Source organism: Mesorhizobium sp. WSM4808, assembly GCF_055811675.1.
The window spans coordinates 38133-55494 of the sequence record NZ_JBVVQX010000011.1 but is presented as its reverse complement, the minus strand read 5'-3'; the positions used below and the strand labels follow the sequence as shown (position 1 = coordinate 55494).

The window sequence follows — 17362 nt, the reverse complement described above, 5'->3', positions numbered from 1 at the left end:
GCTCAGCCTGCCTTTGCCATCTGCATCAGCGTCACCCGGCTTTGCAGCCGGCGCTGCGCCTGGTCGACGACGACGGCAACGATGATGACGAGACCCTTGATGACCATTTGCCAGAACGAACTCACACCCATCATCACCAACCCGTCCGAAAGAATGCCGATGACGAACGCGCCGACGATAGTGCCGCCGATCGTGCCGCGCCCACCCGACATCGAGGTACCGCCGAGCACCGCCGCCGCAATGGCGTTGAGCTCGAAACTTTCGCCTGTCGCCGGATGCGAAGCCATCAGCTCGGACGAGATGATCAGGCCGACGATCGCCGCGCAGAAACCGGAGAACATATAGACGAACATCTTCACCATGTTGACACGGACGCCCGAAATCCGCGACGCCCGTTCATTGCCGCCGACAGCGAAGATGTGGCGGCCGAGCGGCGTGTATTTGGCGAGATAGGCGGCTCCCAGCGCAACGACGATCAGGATCCAGATCGCCACCGGCAGGCCGAGCAGCCGGCCGGCGCCGAGGAAACCGAAGCCGGTGGTTCCCAGTTCCGGCTTGCCGACTAGGTTGGGGAACGTGCGGCCATCCGACGACAGCAGCGCCAGCCCGCGCGCGACATAGAGCACGCCGAGCGTGGCGATGAACGGTGCAACGTTCAGCCTGGTGATCAGCAATCCGTTGACGGCGCCGATCAATATGCCGACGGCCAGTGTGATCAGCGCGATCTCGAAGACGTTGAAATAGATGGTGTAGCCGATCTGCAGGTCGATGCCGTTGAGCACGAGATAGCCGGCCACCATACCGCACAGGCCGACGATCGAGCCGACCGAAAGGTCGATGCCGCCAGTGATGATGACGAAGGTCATGCCCATCGCCAGGAATGCGTTCAGCGCCACGTGCTTCGACATCAGGATCAGATTGGCGGTCGACAGGAAATTCGGCGCCGCGATCGAGAAGAAGATCAGCACGGCGATCAGCGCGATGAACGTCCGAAGCTTCATCACGGTCAGCAGCACCGAGCCGCTGGAAGTGGAGGGAGCGGCCGCCTTGGCTGGGATGTCAGTCATGGGCGGTGCTCTCCGTGCGTGGGGCCGGTCCGTGGCCAAGCGCGGATGCAGCCACGAGTGCCGCCTCCGTCGCTTCGGCGCGGTCGAACATGCCGGTCAGTTTTCCGTTGCTCATCACCGCGATGCGGTCGGACAGCGCCATGACCTCGTCGAGATCCGAGGTCGCGAACAAAATCCCCAAACCGTCGCGGGACAGTTTGCGCATGGTGCGGAAGACGTCGGCCTTGGCGCCGACATCGATGCCTCGGCTGGGCTCGTCCATCAGCAGCACCTTGGGTTCGGTGAGCAGCGCCTTGCCGATCACCACTTTCTGCTGGTTGCCACCCGACAGCGACGACACCTCCTGCGCCGGGTCGGCGACCTTGATCGCCAGCTCCCGCACCGTCTGCGTCACCGCCTGCCTTTCGTCGGCGCCACGGATATGGAACAGGCGGGCAAATCGCAACAGGCTGGCCAGCGTCAAATTGCTGGCGACCGAGAGGATCGAGACCAGCCCTTCGCGCTGACGGTCTTCGGGGATCAATGCCAGGCCACGCCGGATGCGCCGCGTCGTATCGCGCTCCTTGACCTTTATACCGCCAATGAAGATCTCGCCCGTCGAATGGCCGTGACGGCCCATGATGCAGTCGAACAGCTCGCTGCGCCCGGCGCCCATCAGGCCGTAAATGCCGAGGATCTCGCCGGCACGCAGCGACAGTGAGACATGGTCGACGGCAAGTCCGCCGGTGGCGCGGGGCAGGCAGATCTCCTCGGCACGAAAAATCTCTTCTCCCGGAAGATGGCCGTCGGCCTTGGCGAAGTCCTTGGCGTCGGAGCCGATCATCTGGCGAACGATCCATTGCGTGTCGACGTTCTTCATCTCTTCCTGGCCGGTGATGCGGCCGTCACGCAGCACGGTGATGTAGTCGCCGATGCGGATCAGCTCTTCGAGCCGGTGCGAGATATAAACGATCGCCACGCCGCGTGCCTTGAGGTCGGCGATCACCTTGAACAGGATCTCGACTTCCGCAGCGCTCAGCGCCGAGGTCGGCTCGTCCATGATCAGGATGCGCGCGTCGAGCGAGACCGCCTTGGCGATCTCGACCAGCTGCTGCTGACCGATGCGCAGATCCTCAACCAGCATGTCTGGCCGTATGCCGGCTTGCAGGCGTTCCAGAAATTCCGCAGCGCGGTTTTCCTGTTGCTCGCGGTCGATCTTGCCGAAGCGGTTGGTGATCTCCCGGGTGGCGAAAATATTCTCGGCGACGCTCATATTGCCGAACAGGTTCAGCTCCTGGAACACCATGCCGATGCCGCGGTTCACCGCGTCCGCGGACGAGGAGAAGGAAACCTCTTTACCTTCCAGCAGGATGCGGCCGGCGGTCGGCCGTTCGACACCGGCGATGATCTTCATCAGCGTCGACTTGCCGGCGCCGTTTTCACCGACCAGCACGTTGACCGCGCCCTTGCGCACCTCGAAATTGGCGCGCTTGACCGCAACGGTGCCGGAATAGACCTTGGAGACGTCCTCGAGCTTCAGGATGATTTCGCGCTCAGTTGTCGCGCTCATGGCTTCGGCCCGATCTCTGCCTCCGCCGGCGTCACCAGCGGCAGGTCCTGGCCGCTCCCCAGCGTATAGGCGCCGAGCACCTTGGCGCTGCGGCCTTGCAGCGCATCGCGTGGCAGCTTGGAGAGCACCGTCTTGTCGGCATAAGCGTTGAACGCCTTGCCGAACTGGGCGAAGTCGATCTGGTTGGTGAAGTCGTTGAACTGGATGAAGTCCAGGCTGTCGCGCAGCGCGGTACCGCGCACCGCCGGTCCGATCTGCACTCGTGCATCGGCTTTGCCGTCGCCGTCGACATCGACGTCGACGGTTGCTGCCCGCGACTGCGTGTTGGCCGCGACGATCTTGCCTTCCAGGCGAACCGCGAAAGTCCAAGGCGAATTCGCCTGCTTGTTCGGATTGCCGTATTTGGCGCCGGCAGCCGATGGATCGGTTGTCGCCAGGGTGTGAACCTGCGCAAACGGTCCGGCTTTCTGCTGGAGATAGGGCACGACCTTTGCCGCCCATGTCTCTTCGACCATCTTGTCTGGATTGAAGGCGGGAGCGTTGTCTCCGGCTTCCGATTTCGTAGGCAGGATCTTGCAGGCGGTCAGGCTGATGCCGACCATTACGGTAAGGGTCGGCCAGTTCGGCTTGGTGTTCAGCATGGCGGCCTGTCGTTCAGCATCGTGGGCGGCCCACGGAAAATGGCGGCGAGGGGCGAAAACCGATGTTCGCCCCTCGCTATTGAAATCACGCTGGCTCAGTTCGTCAGCGCGAAGGTCTCCAGCTTGGCGGCATTGTCGCCATTGATCAGAACGCAGTCCATCAACTGCTTTTCCTTGGCCGGCGACTTCTTGTTCTTGATGAAGTCGTTGGCCTGCTCGACCGCCATCTGCGCCTGCGCGAAGGCCGGCTGCAGCACGGTTGCCTTGATACCGCCCGACGCGATGGAGTCCCGTACGTCGTTCGATCCGTCGAAGCCGACGACGATGACGTCCTTGCGGTTCGCCGCGGCAAGTGCCGCATAGGCGCCCATCGCCATCGTATCGTTGCCGGAGATCACGCCCTTGATGTCGGGGTTGGCCTGCAGGATCGATTCCATCTTGGAATAGGCTTCCGTCTGGCTCCAGTTGGCCGACTGCTGGGCAACCATCTTCAGGTCCGGATAGTCATCGATGACGTCGTGATAACCCTTGGAACGAATGCCGGCATTGGTGTCGGATTCCTTGCCGACCAGTTCGACGAAATTGCCCTTCTCGCCCATCAGCTTGACGAATTCCTGCGCGCCGAGCTGGGCGCCCTGGTAGTTGTTGGAGACGATCTGCGCCACGGCCACGCCGGTGGCGTTGATCTCGCGGTCGATCAGGAAGGACGGAATGCCCGCATCCTTGGCCTTCTGCACGGCGGCGACGGTGGCGTCCGCGCCGGCATTGTCGAGGATGATCGCCTTGGCACCGCGGCCGATCGCGGTGTCGATCAGCTCGGACTGCTTGTTGGCGTCGTCGTCATGGACCAGCACCAGCGCCTCATAGCCGAGTTCCTTGGCCTTGGCTTCCGCGCCGACGGCTTCCGCCTTGAAGAACGGATTGTCGTGTGAGGGCGTGATAATGGCGATGAGATCCGCCGCATAGGCGGGCACTGCCGTGCCAAGCGCCAGCATGCCGGCGAAAGCCGCAAGCGTCATTCTGCGTGTGAGTTTCATGAAGTCCTCCCGTTTGAAAAATTGCCTTGATCGGCCAATGGCTTTGTCTGCATCCGAATTCGTCAGGCAGCCCGGGCCGCGGATCGCTTGGGTCGAAAACCGTTGCCGGCTTACCCAGGACGGATCGTTGCTCCCCAGCCATCCTCCACTTGCCCAGGCATCGTGCTCCCTGCGAAACCTTGTCGATCCGAGCCATGAACAGCTAAGCCAACTGGTATGATGAGTCAACCACAAATTCAGGTGACATGTACCTGATGAGCTACCAAAACCGAGGATCGGCAATGGCATGCCGGGCCCTTGAGGTGCTGCGTCAAGCACCTGTCGTCTCTCAGGTGATCCGCTGAATGCTGGCGGCGATCTCTTCGGGCTCGAACACGCGCTTCCAGTCGTCACGCATCAGCACCGGCTTGCCGAACTCGATCGCCTTGTTGCAGGCGTCCGAGAAAACGCCCTTGGTCTCGCCGAAAATGACGGCACCGAGCACGTTCATATGGCCGAGCAGGAAGTCGAGTGCCGCCTGCTGGTCGACGCCGCGCGCCACGACCTCGTCGACGGCTTCCTTCATGACGACCAGCAACGAGGCGCACACCGTCTCTGAAAGGCCAGGCTCGAGGAGCGCCATCTGGTCGACGGTGACGCGGTGCGAGCGCATGACCGGCGCCCAGATGATTTTCGCAATCGCCTCGCCCTTGGCGTAATCCTCTTCCGGCCCCTGCATCAGGGCGCTGACCATATGTTGCTTGGCCTTGACGCCGCCGAAATAGTCCTTCTTGGCGGCCATGTCGGTCTCGTCATTGAAGATCGGCGGATGGCAGGGGTGGGTAACGAAATAGGTGAGGTCCGGCCGCTTCGGCAGATGGCCGGCAAAGGGTGCCGCCGCGTCGAGCACCACCACCATCGTGCCTGGCGCCAGCTTGCTCTCGATGCTGGCCGCGACCTTGCCGATATGCGTGTCGGGGACGGCCAGGATCACCACATCGGCGTCCTTGAGCGCCTCGTCGGCACTGACCGTATCGAAACCCAGTCCGGTCTTCAGCCGTTCGCGGCCGGCATCGCTGACCTCGACATGGCGTATCGTGTAGGGCGACCCGCGAAAATTGGTCGACAGGCGGTAGCCCATTTTCCCGCCAGCCCCGAACAGCGCAATCGTTGTCATCTGGTCACCACTCCTGTTCTTCGCCGACGGCACCGCCCGTCGTCAACTGATCAACTGGTATAATCACGCTACCAGATTTTGGCAATCCGATAATGACCATGCGTGCGTTCGCCGCGTCATCGGCTGCCGCCGGCAAGCTCCAGCGCGCTTGCCCGCTGAGTGCGCATGAGTGCTGCTCTGCCATCCCCAGAAATAGGAGGCATGTGATAGGGGTCGGAGGCCGGGCCGGGCGCTACTTCAAAAGATCGACCAGCATGTCGAAAGCCGCATCGATATCGCCGCGAACCGCCGCCTGAACTGCCTGCTCGTCCCGGTCGCGCAGGGCCGCAAACATCTGTTGATGGTATGTGTTCGCGGTCGAGTAGGACCCATGCAGCATATTGAAATAGGGGCTGATCTGCAGCCATAGATCCTTGATGATCTTGAGCAGGGTTTCGGATCCCGCTGCTCGGTAGATTGCGAAGTGGAAGGTGTAATTCGCTCTGAGATAGGCCTTTACGTCGTCCGCGCCATTCGCGCGTTCCAGCGAGTCCAGATCGCGCGCGAAAATCGCAAGATCCGCATCACTCCGGTTCTGTGAGGCCCAGCCGGCGGCGATGGCCTCTATCTCAAAACGTACATTGCGCAAATCGGTGAGCCGCTCGCGGCTGAGCGCCGGAATACCAATGGAGCGTCCGGATACCACAGTGAGCGCGTTGGCTGCCGTCAGGCGCCGCAGCGCTTCCCTGACCGGCATCGGGCTGACGCCAAAGGCGTCGGCGAGGCTCTGAACCGTGACCATCTCGCCCGGTACGATGCTGCCGTCGAGGATCAGTTCGGTGACCTGATTGTAGACCCGGTCCTGCAGAGTTTCCTTGGACAGTGGAATGATCTCGACACCAGGCTTCCTGAACGCCGATCCAGCCATCTCCGGTCAACCTTCCCGCCCAAGGGCGACACTATTGCTTGTCTGGGAATGCAAGGTTCGTGGTGCCACGTCAAGCCGCCGACATAGCCCGTTTTGATATAAACGATTTCATCATTGATATTTGATCGAACCATGTTACGGTCGCTGGCATCGAATGGCAAGGGTTACGTTTTGTGCCCTTGGGAGGCATTCGGTCGTTCTGTTTGGGAGGAGTTTCACATGGGTATCGGATCGAAAGTCCGGCGGCTCGCGCTGCTGGCTGGGATGGCTGCATGCGCCTTCGGCCTGTCCGCCGCGCAGGCAGCCGAGAAGCACAAGATCTTTCTCAGCATGAGCTACATCGGCAATGATTGGCAGGCGGAGGCGGCCAACATGGTCAAGGCCATGGCCGCCCACAAGAGCCTGGCCGACAAGGTCGACCTGCAGGTCCAGGTCGCTGGCCCCAACGCGCAACGCCAGATTCAGCAGATCAACGCAATGGTGCAAAGCGGCGCCGAGGCCATCGTCGTATATCCGATCTCGCCGACCGCGCTCAACCAGGTCGTCAAGAATGCCTGCGACAAGGGCGTGAAGGTCTTTGCCTACGACGCCGAGATCACCGAGCCTTGCGCCTACAACGTCCACATCGACCAGCTGGAAGCCGGCAGGGTGACCGCCGAATGGCTGGTCAAGAAGCTCAACGGCAAGGGCAACATCATCGCCATCACGGGTGTCCCGGGAACATCCGTTGACGATCAGCGGACAAAAGCCGCCAAGGAAGTCTTCGCCAAATATCCTGATATCAAGATCGTCGGTGAGGCTGTCGGCATGTGGAGCCAGGCGGTCGCCCGCACCGAGCTTTCGAAAATCCTGGCCACCCGCAATTGGGACGACATCAACGGGCTGTGGATGCAGGTCGGCTGCTTCACCGCCAACTCGATGCAGCTCGAGGCCGGCAAGAAGACCAGCGAACTCCTGCCTTGTGCCGGTGAGGGCTCCAATGGCGGCCGCATCCAGATGCTGCCGGAGGGCACCGCAGTCGAAGGTGCGGCCCCGCCCTACGCGCCGGCCGGCGCACAACGCATTTCCTATGCCTCGCCGCCTTATTCGGGTGCGCTGGCGCTGAAGCTTGCCGTCGAGGCGATCGAAGGCAAGGACGTGCCGAAAACCACCATCCTGCCGCTGCCGGTCGTCACCAATGAGACGATCAAGCTGTGCGACGAAGGCACATGGGCGGAGATGAAGGCCGGCTGCAACGCCTTCAAGCCGTCGCTGGTCTCCAATCCGGGCTGGTTTGCCTCGATCTTCTCGGACCAGACACCCGAGGTCGGCCTTAATGCTGCCCTCGTCGGACAACCGGAGAACTAAGCCTCCCAAGGCGCGTGTGACGATGCACGGACAGTTGTCCGTGCATCGTCAATCCATGCCAAGCCGGCGATCGAGGACAATGACAGAACATTCCGAGCTCCCCGCCATCGAGATCGACGGCATCAGCAAGGCGTTCGGCCCGACCGTCGCGCTGGACGGCGTGTCGTTTGCGATCGCGCCCGGCAGCGTCCATGCCCTGCTCGGTGAAAACGGAGCCGGCAAGTCGACACTTGTGAAGCTGCTGTCCGGGCTGGTCCGGCCGAGCCAAGGCCATGTCCGTGTCTTCGGCAAGGAGATCGCTTACGGCGCACCGCGCGCAGCACATGCACTCGGCATGCAGACTGCATTCCAGGAGATGACCCTGGTGCGCGACCTCTCCGTCCTCGACAACATGATGCTGCCTTACGCCCCCGTGGGCGTCTCCGGCCTGATCCGCCGCGGTGCTGCCCGCAAGGCCGTCCGTCGCCATATCGAAGATCTCGGTTTTTCCGTCGATCTCGATGCCGAGGTGGGTGAACTTGAGCTTTCGGTGCGCCAGAAGATCGAAATCGCCCGTGCCGTCTACCGTAAGCCGCGCATCCTTTTGCTTGACGAACCGACCTCGACGCTCGCCGGCCGCGACGTCGACTGGCTGGGCGCGATCATCGCCAGGCTGAAGACGGCGGGCACCACCATCGTCTTCATCACCCATCGCATGCGCGAAGTCCGCGCCTTTTGCGACACGCTGACGATCCTGAGAAACGGCCGCCACATCGTCACCGCGCCGGTCGCCGATGTCTCGGATGCCGACGTCATCGAAAAGATCATCGGCCGCAGCATCGAACAGACCTTCCCGCCTAAGCCGGACAGCGCCCAGGCTTTCGGGCCGCCGGTTCTGGGCGTGCGCGACCTCAAGGTCGGGCGCAAGCTCGACGGCGCCGACTTCGATCTGCGCAAAGGCGAGATCCTCGGCGTCGCCGGGTTGCAAGGCATGGGCCAGCAGGACCTGTTCCTGGCCTGTTTTGGCATGGCCGAGATCGAGCGCGGCCACATACTCGTCGACGGCCGCAAGGTCTGGCTCGGTTCGCCGGCCGATGCTTTGCGCCCCAACATGGCCATCGGCCTGGTGCCGGAAGACCGTAAATCCGAAGGCCTGTTCCTGAAACTGTCGGGCAGCCAGAATGCCACTCTGCCGGTGATATCGCGCTTCACTCGGCTAGGCCTTGTCGACGCGCAAGCCGAGACCCGCTCCGTCGAGGCGGCATTCGACACTGTCGAGGTCGACCGCCGCGCGCTTTGGACGCGGGCCGGTGCGTTTTCCGGCGGCAACCAGCAAAAAATCGCCATTGCAAAATGGCTGGTGGCGCAGAGCCGCATCCTTCTGTTGTTCGATCCCACCCGAGGCATCGACGTCGGCACCAAGCACGAGCTTTATGTGATGATGCGAAACTATGTGGGTTCGGGCGGTTCGATCCTGCTGCACTCGACGGAGATCCCCGAACTCGTTCACCAATGCGACAGGGTCCTGGTCCTCTATGACGGGCGCATCGCGGCCGAACTCGAAGGCGACGCCATCACCGAACCGGCCATCATGCGCCCGGCGCTCGGGCAAGCCGGGGAAGCCGCCGCATGAGCAGCGCAGCATCCTCATCCCCTGTTCCCGGCCGCTTCGGACTGCGCCATGCGCTGGTGCGCAATCGCGGCGCGCTGATCGCCGCGGCCGTCCTGGCGATCCTGCTCTTCGTCGTCGACTGGATCAGCGCCGGGCCGCTGACCTATTTCGACGTGTCGTTCCTGTCGAGCGGCGGCGCCACCTCGGCGCTCGCGGCGATCGGTCAGACCATCGTCATCCTGTCGGGCGGCTTCGACCTGTCCGCCGGGGCGGTGATATCGCTAGTCAATGCCGTGCTGGCATCGAGCATGGACCCGATGGCGCCAGGCGCCAGCATCATCCTGTGGACCGCCGTCGGCATCGGCGTCGGCATGGCGGTGGGCGCCTTCAACGGCTTCTTCATCGCCGTGCTGCGCATGCAGCCCATCGTGGTGACGCTGTCGACCATGTTCATCCTGCAAGGCGTGACGCTGCTGGTGATGGACAAGCCCGGCGGCTTCGTGTCGCCCGATCTTGGCACGTTTTATCTCGGCGACGCGATCACCGGCTGGCTGCCGATGCCGCTGGTGGTGATCGGCGTCGTCCTGCTCGCCTGGTTCTGGCTGAAGGGAACCCGCTTCGGCACAGCACTTTATGCGGTCGGCAGCGATCCGGACTCGGCCGCTTCCGTCGGCATCAATGTCGTGCTGGTGCGCTTTGCCGTCTATGTCATCGCCGGCGGTTGCTATGGCCTTGCCGGCGTGTTCATCAGCGCCCAGACCGGCAGCGGCGATCCGCTGGTCGGCAATCCGCTGCTCTTGTCAATGTTCGCGGCGGTCGTCGTCGGCGGCACGCGCCTCGGTGGCGGGCAGGGCGGCCCGGTGGGCTCTGTCTTCGGCGCCTACATCCTGATGATCGTGGTGAACATCCTGCTGGTGCTCAACGTATCGGCCTATTATTCGACCATTGCCGAAGGCACGATTCTGGTGCTGGCGGCACTTGCCGGCTCGATCTCGCATGCATCGGTGCTTGCCGTGCAATTGCGCGCCGCGCGCGCCCGGCTTGCCGCCTGGCGCGCCGGCATATTGCCCTCGCAACTCGAGCGCGTGGACCGGCGTCTCAAGATCGCCGAGCCAGCCCATGCCCAGCGCAGTCCGGCATCGCCGCGCCCTGCCTTCCATCTGCGCAATGCGGAAACGCTGCGCTATGCGCTGCCCGCCTATGTCTGCCTGCTGCTCATCGTGGTCGTCACGCAGGTCTGGCTCGGCCGCGCCATCCTCAATCCGGGGTACTGGAATTCGCTGCTGGTGCTGTCGTCCTTCCTAGCCGTCCTGGCGCTCGGGCAGGGAACCGTCATTCTGACCGGAGGCCTCGACCTCTCCGTGCCGTGGACGATCGGCATCTCCGGCATCATCCTGGCAGGCATGGTCAACGGCTCCGACGCCGCCCTTGTCTACGCCTTGCCGGTCGTCCTGGTGATGGCCTGCGCCATTGGCTTCGCCAATGGTTTCGGCATCGTCTATCTCGGCATCTCGCCGATCGTCATGACGCTCGCCACCAACGGTATTCTGCAAGGCTGTGCGCTGCTCTATTCGCAGGGAACGCCGGCCGGGTTTTCCTCGCCGATGCTGCGCTGGGTCATGACGGCCAAGCTTGCCGGCCTGCTGACCCCAATCGTCCTGCTGATGGTCGTCTTTGTCGTCACGGCGGTACTGCTGCTTGGCCGCACCCCATTCGGACGACGCGTCTACGGCATCGGCAATGGGCTGCGCGCGGCGCGCTTGTCGGGCATCGGCGTCGAGCGCACGCTGATCCTGGTCTATATGCTTTCGGCCGTCTGCGCGGCTGTTGTCGGCATCATGCTGACCGGCTTTTCGGGTCAGGCAAGCCTTGGCATGGGCGACGACTATCTGTTGCCGTCGATCGCCGTGGTGGTGGTCGGCGGCGCGCTGATCACCGGCGGACGCGGCCACTATCTCGGCATGCTCGGCGGCGTGTTGTTGCTGACCGCACTGCAGATGCTGCTCGCCGGCACCACGCTTCCCTATGCCACGAGGGCAATTCTTTACGGACTGGTCGTTCTGGGCGCCGTCATGGCGTTGCGCGAACGGCGGCTGCAATGAAAAGGACAGGACCATGAGCACAAGGGCGCCGGCATCGGCGGACGAATTTCTGACCGGGCTGAAAGGCCAGCGCGTGCTGGTCACGGCGGGCGCCGGCGGCATCGGGTTTGCCATAGCCGACACGCTGTCACGCCTCGGCGCTCGCATCGTCGTCTGCGATGTTTCCGACGAGGCGTTGGCCGCTGCTCCCGGCAAGATCGACCTGGTCGCTGCGGTCAAGGCCGATGTCTCGCGCGACGAGGATGTCGACCGCCTGTTCGAGGCGGTCGAGAAAAAACTCGGCGGGCTCGATGCGTTGATCAACAATGCCGGCATTGCCGGGCCGACCGGCGGTGTCGACGAGATCGACCCTTCCGATTGGCGGCGCTGCATCGACATCTGCCTGACCGGCCAGTTCCTGTGCGCCCGTCGCGCAGTGCCACTGATCAAGGCGGCGGGCGGTGGTTCGATCGTCTCGATGTCGTCTGCCGCCGGCCGCCATGGCTACGCGTTCCGCACACCCTATTCGGCGGCCAAGTTCGGTGTCATCGGTTTCACGCAGAGTCTCGCCAAGGAGCTCGGGCCGCACGCCATCAGGGTCAACGCCATCCTGCCCGGCATCATCGAGGGGCCCCGCATCGAAGGTGTCATCTCGGCGCGCGCCAAGCAGGTCGGTATCAGCCACGAGGAGATGACCGGACGCTATCTGCAGAACATCTCGCTGCGCCGCATGACCAGCCCCTATGATGTCGCGTCGATGGTCGCCTTCCTGCTCTCCGATGCGGGGATCAACATTTCCGGCCAGTCGCTCGGCGTCGACGGCAATGTCGAAACACTTTGAGGAGCCTATCCATGGCCAATGTCGCAATTGTCGGAAGCGGGTTCATCGGGCGGGCCTGGGCGATCAGCTTTGCCCGCGCCGGCCATGATGTGCGGATGTGGGACCAGTCGCCCACTGCCACCGGCGGCGCCCGCGACTACATCGCCGGCGTGCTCGGCGATCTCGCCCAGAACGACCTGTTGCGGGGACAGGCGGTCGACACCGTGCTCGGCCGGATCACCATTGTCGCCGAGCTGGCAGAGGCGCTGGCTGGTGCCGTCCATATCCAGGAGAACACGCCTGAAAACCTCGAGGTGAAGCGGGAGGTGTTCTCGCTGATCGACAGCCTTGCCGATCCGCAAACAGTCATCGCCAGTTCCACCTCGGCGCTGTTGCCGTCGAAATTCACCGACCATCTGCAAGGGCGGCAGCGCTGCCTGGTCGTGCATCCGATCAATCCGCCCTATCTCATTCCGGCGGCCGAAGTCGTGCCGGCGCCATGGACCTCCGCCGAGACGGTCGAGAGAACCCGCGCCTTCCTCATCGACGCCGGTCATGCGCCCCTGGTGATGAACCGCGAACTCGACGGCTTCATCATGAACCGCCTGCAAGGCGCATTGCTGGAGGAGGCTTTCCGGCTTGTCGCCGACGGCTACGCCAGTGTCGAGGATGTCGACATCGGCATCCGCGACGGGCTGGCGCTGCGCTGGTCGTTCATGGGTCCATTCGAGACCATCGATCTCAATGCGCCTGGCGGCGTGCGCGACTATGTCGAGCGTTATCAGGGCATCTATTCCAACATCTTTCCCCAGACGCAGCGACGCGTCGACTGGGCCGGCAAGGTCATCGACACGGTCGAGGCTGATCGCCGCAAGCGACTGCCACAGCAAAGCCTGGGCGACCGGCAGGTGTGGCGTGACCGCCGGCTCATGGCGCTCGCCGCCCACAAGAAAAAATCGGACCAGGAGTACGGACAATGACCGAAACGAGCCGCAAGCCGGGTGCTGCGCAGACCAGGGGCAAGGTCATCATCACCTGCGCGGTGACAGGTGCCATCCACACGCCGACGATGTCGCCTTATCTGCCGATCACGCCAGACCAGATCGCTTCGGAGGCGATCGCGGCTGCCGAAGCCGGTGCCGCAATCCTGCATCTGCATGCGCGCGATCCGGAAACCGGCAAGCCCGACCAGACGCCGGAGGCCTTCGCTCGCTTCCTGCCGCGCGTCAAGCAAGGCACCAACGCCGCCATCAACATCACCACCGGTGGCAGCCCGTACATGAAGGTCGAGGAGCGCGTGCGCCCGGCCGCCCAGTTCAAACCGGAAGTCGCCTCGCTCAACATGGGCTCGATCAATTTCGGGCTCTATCACCTCGCCGACAAATACGAGACCTTCAAGTTCGACTGGGAAAAGCCGCATCTGGAAGCGACCCGCGACCTCGTCTTTCGCAACTCGTTCAAGGACATCGAGTACATCCTGGCGACCTGCTACGACAACGGCACGCGTTTCGAGTTCGAGTGCTACGACATCGCCCATCTCTACAACCTTTCCCACTTCGCCGACCGCGGGTTGGTGAAGCCGCCTTTCTTCGTGCAGTCGGTGTTCGGACTGCTCGGTGGTATCGGCACCCATCCCGAAGACGTCGCCCACATGAAGCGCACTGCCGACCGGCTGTTCGGCGACCAGTTCCGCTGGTCGGTTCTCGGCGCTGGCGCCAGCCAGCTCCGCATCGCCGCGCAATCGGCAGCGCTTGGCGGCAACATCCGCGTCGGGCTGGAGGACAGTCTGTGGGCTGGCAAAGGCAAGCTTGCCAAATCGAACGCTGAGCAGGTCTTGCTGGCCCGCAAGATCATCGAAGGGCTCGGCATGGAGGTCGCGACGCCCGACGAGGCACGCGAGATCCTGTCATTGAAAGGCGGCGACAAGGTCGCTTTCTGAGGCGGCCCGAGCAATCGCCGCGAGACGCAAAAACGGAGGAGGACGGCATGGAGATCGAAGTCGTGGTGGACGTGAAGACCACACTGGGCGAGGGGCCGCTGTGGGACGTCGAACAGGAACGACTCTACTGGATCGACAGCTTCGACGGGCGCGTGTTTCGGGCGACCGCCGACGGACGCGAGATCCGGTCATGGGACGTGCCGATGAAGATCGGCTCGATGGCGCTGCGTAAGGATGGCAGCGGCGCCGTGGTGTCGCTGCAGCGCGGCTTCCATCTGCTCGATTTCGCCTCCGGCGATGTGACGCTGATCCACGATCCCGAGCCGGACAAGCCGATGAACCGGCTCAACGACGGCAAGGTCGACCGGTACGGCCGTTTCTTCGCCGGCTCCATGGATACGATGGAAGAGGGGCCGTCCGGCGGGCTCTACAGGCTCGATCCGGACTTCTCCGTCACCCGGATCGATTCCGGCATCATCTGTTCCAATGGTCCATGCTGGAGCCCCGACGACCGCACCTTCTATTTCGCCGACACCTGGACCGGCGAGATATGGGCCTACGACTACGACATCGCGACCGGTGCCGCCACCAACAGGCGCACCTTCGTGCGCGTCGACACCAGCCGGGGCGGTGCGGCGGACGGCTCGACCGTCGATGCCGAGGGCTATCTGTGGAATGCGCTGGTCTATGACGGAAGACTGGTGCGCTATGCGCCCGATGGCAGCATCGACCGTGTCATCGACATGCCGGTCAAGAAGATCACCAGCGTCATGTTCGGCGGGCCGAAGCTGGACACCCTTTACGTCACCTCGATGGCCAAGCCGCCGCTGCCGCGTTTTCCCGGCGACGGCGTTTTGCGCGGCAGTCTGTTCGCCATCACGGGCCTTGGCATCACGGGCGTCGCGGAGCCGCGCTTCGGCGGTTGACGCCAGGCAAGCGAAGCGCCCGTAGCATACGCGGATCAGGCCTTGGCACCAGGAATTCCTCATCAAAAATGTGGCAGCACGCCCGCGGCGCTGCTCTTCACCCAATGAGCGGTCAATGGATCATTGGCCAAAGAGGTCCGGGCGGGCCACGTTGAGCCGTTGAACCGTGCGAAGCACTTCGCGCAGATGCGCCGCCATACGCGCGCCTGCCTGCTTTGCCTCGCCGGTCTCCACAGCCTCGAAGATCGCCACATGCTGAGCGAGCAGCGTTTCAAGGTGGCCGGGTTCGGGCAGGCTCAGATAGCGCACACGGTCCATCTGCAGCTTGACCACTTGGATGACCCGCCAGCTCTTGGGCAGGCCGGCCTCTTCGCAAAGGCTGCGATGGAAGCCCTCGTCGAGCTCGAGAAAAAGCTCGCGGTCGCCCTCGGCCACTGCCTTGGCCTGCTGGGCAAGGTTCACCCTGCCTGCCGCGATGAAGGCGCTCGAACCGTGTCCGGCCAGCTTCTGCACGACGGAGACTTCGAGCGCCTCGCGAATGAACTGCGCTTCCTCGACGTCACTCAGCCGGATCGGCGCGACGAAGCTGCCGCGTTGCGGCAGGATGTCGATCAGCCCTTCATCGGCAAGCCGGATCAGCGCCTCGCGCACGGGTGTACGGCTGACACCGAGCTGCTGGGCAAGGTCCTGTTCGCTGAGCGCTTCCGACGGCAACATCGCCAGCGTCGTGATGGCGCGGCGCAGGCGCTCGTAGATCTGCGGCGAGATCGGCATGCGATTGTTGACCGGCTCCAGCACCCGCGAGGGGTCGCGCTGACCGGCGTTTTTCAGCCTGGCAGCATTGCCTGAAAACCTGGTCGCCCCCGAAAGCTTGGTCCCCATGACGAATCCGTTGCTGTGAATGGCGCTGCACTGCTCCGGTCATGACACCACGCACGTCCCAACTCAAGCGGCAAGCAGGATTGACGCTGTATTGACATACTACCATGGTAGTGTGTATGACGCCAGCAGGCTAGGGGGAGAGGAGCCGGCATGAAGATCACGGACATCAAGGCGACCACCATCACCGTTCCGCTGGAAGCAGCATTGCGGCACAGCAACGGTACGCATTGGGGACGCTTTGTCCGCACCGTGGTCGAGGTCGAGACCGACGAAGGCATTGTTGGGCTCGGCGAGATGGGCGGCGGCGGCGCCGGCGCCGAACTCGCTTTCGCCGGGCTGAAATCCTACCTTGTCGGCCACGATCCCTTCGATCTCAACCGCATGCGCTACGCCATCTGCAATCCGACGGCGTCGCTCTACAACAATCGCACGCAGCTCCACGCAGCGCTGGAATTCGCCTGTCTCGACATTATCGGCAAGAAGCTCGGCGTGCCGGTCTACCAACTGCTTGGCGGGCGTGTGCGCGACCGGATCGGCTTTGCTTCCTATCTGTTCTTTCGCTATGCCGACCGCCGCAGCGGCAAGGGCGAGGTCCGCACCATCGATCAATTGCTCGAACATGCCCGCGCGCTCAAGGCCGAGCATGGTTTTCACGCCCACAAGCTCAAGGCCGGCGTGTTTCACCCCGACTACGAGTTGGAATGTTTCAGGGCGCTCGCCGCCGAATTTCCTGCCGACACGCTGCGCTATGATCCGAACGCAGCCCTGTCGGTCGAAGAGGCGCTGCGTTTCGGCCAGGCCATCTCCGATCTCAGGAACGACTATTTCGAGGACCCGACCTGGGGCCTTGCCGGCATGCGCCGCTTGCGCGAGAAGCTCTCCATCCCGCTGGCCACCAACACCATCGTCATCGATTTCGAACAGCTCGCCACCAATGTGCGCGATCCTGCGGTCGACGTGATCCTGCTCGACACCACCTTCTGGGGCGGCATCCGCGCCTGCGTGCGCGCGGCGCAGATCTGCGACACGTTCGGCCTCGGCATTGCCGTGCATTCCTCTGGCGAACTCGGCATCCAGCTCGCCACCATGCTGCATCTTGGCGCTGTGCTGCCCAACCTGGTCTTCACCGCCGACGCGCATTATCACCACCTTGCCGACGACATCATCGTCGGCGGCAAGATGCGCTACGAGAATGGTGCGATCGCGGTGCCGGAGGCACCGGGCCTCGGTGTCGAGCTCGATCGCGACAAACTCGCCACCTATGCCGAGCTCTATCGCTCGCTGGGCGGCTATGCCTACGACCGCGATCCCGGCCGTCCGGGCTGGTATCCGCTGCTGCCCAACACGAATTTCGCCGACCATTTGAATGATGCCGTGCCCGATCTCGGGCTGGGCTGACATTTTTCGTTCGAAAGGATC

General features: G+C 63.3%; 15 protein-coding genes. 8 read left to right on the top strand and 7 right to left on the bottom strand.

Annotation, left to right across the window (positions count from 1 at the left end):
* Positions 1-2 precede the first annotated feature (2 nt).
* The 6 genes from AC0L2U_RS20385 to AC0L2U_RS20360 form a co-directional block, all read right to left on the bottom strand.
* The gene (locus AC0L2U_RS20385) at positions 3-1067 is read right to left on the bottom strand and encodes an ABC transporter permease (RefSeq protein WP_027036223.1); all 1065 of its coding nucleotides are present in this window, start codon (positions 1065-1067) and stop codon (positions 3-5) included.
* Positions 1060-2616 (bottom strand): sugar ABC transporter ATP-binding protein, encoded by a 1557-nt coding sequence (locus tag AC0L2U_RS20380; protein WP_128287367.1) that lies wholly within the window; start codon positions 2614-2616, stop codon positions 1060-1062. Before AC0L2U_RS20380 ends, AC0L2U_RS20385 begins: the two co-directional genes overlap by 8 nt.
* Entirely contained in the window at positions 2613-3257 is a 645-nt protein-coding gene (locus AC0L2U_RS20375) for a DUF2291 family protein (protein WP_127398397.1), read from the bottom strand. The genes AC0L2U_RS20380 and AC0L2U_RS20375 overlap by 4 nt, the downstream gene beginning before the upstream one ends.
* Positions 3258-3352: 95 nt before the next feature.
* Positions 3353-4294: a D-ribose ABC transporter substrate-binding protein gene (locus AC0L2U_RS20370; protein WP_127269049.1), complete on the bottom strand. Its 942-nt coding sequence runs from the start codon at positions 4292-4294 to the stop codon at positions 3353-3355.
* A gap of 328 nt (positions 4295-4622) precedes the next feature.
* On the bottom strand, positions 4623-5450 hold the full coding sequence (locus tag AC0L2U_RS20365) for a phosphogluconate dehydrogenase C-terminal domain-containing protein (RefSeq protein ID WP_473602560.1): 828 nt from the start codon (positions 5448-5450) through the stop codon (positions 4623-4625).
* Positions 5451-5682: 232 nt separating this feature from the next.
* Positions 5683-6357 carry a GntR family transcriptional regulator gene (locus AC0L2U_RS20360; RefSeq protein ID WP_013533053.1) on the bottom strand — a complete coding sequence of 225 codons (675 nt, stop codon included), beginning with the start codon at positions 6355-6357 and terminating at the stop codon, positions 5683-5685.
* 219 nt (positions 6358-6576) lie between these two features.
* On the opposite strand from AC0L2U_RS20360, the gene AC0L2U_RS20355 reads away from it, so the two are divergent.
* The 7 genes from AC0L2U_RS20355 (at position 6577) to AC0L2U_RS20325 (ending at position 15061) form a co-directional block, all read left to right on the top strand.
* Positions 6577-7704: a sugar ABC transporter substrate-binding protein gene (locus AC0L2U_RS20355; RefSeq protein ID WP_127398449.1), complete on the top strand. Its 1128-nt coding sequence runs from the start codon at positions 6577-6579 to the stop codon at positions 7702-7704.
* Between the two features lie 79 nt (positions 7705-7783).
* Positions 7784-9316: a sugar ABC transporter ATP-binding protein gene (locus AC0L2U_RS20350; RefSeq protein ID WP_127811155.1), complete on the top strand. Its 1533-nt coding sequence runs from the start codon at positions 7784-7786 to the stop codon at positions 9314-9316.
* Positions 9313-11397, top strand: coding sequence for an ABC transporter permease subunit (locus AC0L2U_RS20345; protein WP_473602559.1), 2085 nt, complete (start codon positions 9313-9315; stop codon positions 11395-11397). Before AC0L2U_RS20350 ends, AC0L2U_RS20345 begins: the two co-directional genes overlap by 4 nt.
* A 13-nt stretch (positions 11398-11410) precedes the next feature.
* Complete coding sequence (locus AC0L2U_RS20340) at positions 11411-12217, top strand: SDR family oxidoreductase (protein WP_292694483.1); 807 nt, start codon at positions 11411-11413, stop codon at positions 12215-12217.
* An 11-nt stretch (positions 12218-12228) separates the two neighbouring features.
* On the top strand, positions 12229-13176 hold the full coding sequence (locus AC0L2U_RS20335) for a 3-hydroxyacyl-CoA dehydrogenase (protein ID WP_292694485.1): 948 nt from the start codon (positions 12229-12231) through the stop codon (positions 13174-13176).
* On the top strand, positions 13173-14135 hold the full coding sequence (gene kce / locus AC0L2U_RS20330) for a 3,5-dioxohexanoate:acetyl-CoA acetone transferase (protein WP_256747201.1): 963 nt from the start codon (positions 13173-13175) through the stop codon (positions 14133-14135). Before AC0L2U_RS20335 ends, kce begins: the two co-directional genes overlap by 4 nt.
* 47 nt (positions 14136-14182) lie before the next feature.
* On the top strand, positions 14183-15061 hold the full coding sequence (locus AC0L2U_RS20325; RefSeq protein WP_473602557.1) for an SMP-30/gluconolactonase/LRE family protein: 879 nt from the start codon (positions 14183-14185) through the stop codon (positions 15059-15061).
* A gap of 120 nt (positions 15062-15181) precedes the next feature.
* Here the strand turns inward: AC0L2U_RS20325 and AC0L2U_RS20320 are convergent, their stop codons facing one another.
* Positions 15182-15943, bottom strand: coding sequence for a GntR family transcriptional regulator (locus AC0L2U_RS20320; RefSeq protein WP_127268272.1), 762 nt, complete (start codon positions 15941-15943; stop codon positions 15182-15184).
* 150 nt (positions 15944-16093) lie between these two features.
* Here AC0L2U_RS20320 and AC0L2U_RS20315 point away from each other — a divergent pair, with 150 nt between their 5' ends.
* Positions 16094-17341, top strand: a complete 1248-nt coding sequence (locus tag AC0L2U_RS20315; RefSeq protein WP_473602555.1) for an enolase C-terminal domain-like protein — start codon at positions 16094-16096, stop codon at positions 17339-17341.
* The last annotated feature ends 21 nt before the right edge of the window (positions 17342-17362 follow it).

Excerpts from the sequence above, each read along its gene's own strand:
- AC0L2U_RS20385 (WP_027036223.1), bottom strand. The coding sequence starts at position 1,067 with ATGACTGACATCCCAGCCAAGGCGGCCGCTCCCTCCACTTCCAGCGGC.
- AC0L2U_RS20380 (WP_128287367.1), bottom strand. The coding sequence starts at position 2,616 with ATGAGCGCGACAACTGAGCGCGAAATCATCCTGAAGCTCGAGGACGTC.
- AC0L2U_RS20375 (WP_127398397.1), bottom strand. The coding sequence starts at position 3,257 with ATGCTGAACACCAAGCCGAACTGGCCGACCCTTACCGTAATGGTCGGC.
- AC0L2U_RS20370 (WP_127269049.1), bottom strand. The coding sequence starts at position 4,294 with ATGAAACTCACACGCAGAATGACGCTTGCGGCTTTCGCCGGCATGCTG.
- AC0L2U_RS20365 (WP_473602560.1), bottom strand. The coding sequence starts at position 5,450 with ATGACAACGATTGCGCTGTTCGGGGCTGGCGGGAAAATGGGCTACCGC.
- AC0L2U_RS20360 (WP_013533053.1), bottom strand. The coding sequence starts at position 6,357 with ATGGCTGGATCGGCGTTCAGGAAGCCTGGTGTCGAGATCATTCCACTG.
- AC0L2U_RS20355 (WP_127398449.1), top strand. The coding sequence starts at position 6,577 with ATGGGTATCGGATCGAAAGTCCGGCGGCTCGCGCTGCTGGCTGGGATG.
- AC0L2U_RS20350 (WP_127811155.1), top strand. The coding sequence starts at position 7,784 with ATGACAGAACATTCCGAGCTCCCCGCCATCGAGATCGACGGCATCAGC.
- AC0L2U_RS20345 (WP_473602559.1), top strand. The coding sequence starts at position 9,313 with ATGAGCAGCGCAGCATCCTCATCCCCTGTTCCCGGCCGCTTCGGACTG.
- AC0L2U_RS20340 (WP_292694483.1), top strand. The coding sequence starts at position 11,411 with ATGAGCACAAGGGCGCCGGCATCGGCGGACGAATTTCTGACCGGGCTG.
- AC0L2U_RS20335 (WP_292694485.1), top strand. The coding sequence starts at position 12,229 with ATGGCCAATGTCGCAATTGTCGGAAGCGGGTTCATCGGGCGGGCCTGG.
- kce (WP_256747201.1), top strand. The coding sequence starts at position 13,173 with ATGACCGAAACGAGCCGCAAGCCGGGTGCTGCGCAGACCAGGGGCAAG.
- AC0L2U_RS20325 (WP_473602557.1), top strand. The coding sequence starts at position 14,183 with ATGGAGATCGAAGTCGTGGTGGACGTGAAGACCACACTGGGCGAGGGG.
- AC0L2U_RS20320 (WP_127268272.1), bottom strand. The coding sequence starts at position 15,943 with ATGGGGACCAAGCTTTCGGGGGCGACCAGGTTTTCAGGCAATGCTGCC.
- AC0L2U_RS20315 (WP_473602555.1), top strand. The coding sequence starts at position 16,094 with ATGAAGATCACGGACATCAAGGCGACCACCATCACCGTTCCGCTGGAA.